Here is a 218-nt window from a genome sequence, read left to right as displayed (position 1 = left end):
GTAAAGAGGTTGGAAGTGCCGATAGAGTAATAAACATCCTCTCCGCGACCACCCCAGAAGTTGTTGTTATCGCCCAGATAGGCACCAAGATCTTTACCGTCACCGCCCCAGTTGAAGTTATAGTTCCCCAACGAGATATGGATATCGCCATCATCATGCAAATGACCGCTGTTACGCAGGAAATCAAATGTTTTCTGCTTCATATTGAGCAGATCCGC

The 218-nt window shown here is 46.8% G+C and carries 1 protein-coding gene; it reads right to left on the bottom strand.

Annotated elements, in window-relative coordinates; translation table 11 throughout:
* On the bottom strand, nt 1-218 hold a 218-nt coding region (locus SLS51_RS24050), incomplete at both ends, for a hypothetical protein (protein WP_323840950.1).

The organism is Photorhabdus africana (assembly GCF_035181445.1).
GTDB lineage: Bacteria > Pseudomonadota > Gammaproteobacteria > Enterobacterales > Enterobacteriaceae > Photorhabdus > Photorhabdus laumondii.
The sequence above is the reverse complement of the archived record's forward strand: the minus strand, read 5'-3'. Positions and strand labels throughout refer to the sequence as shown.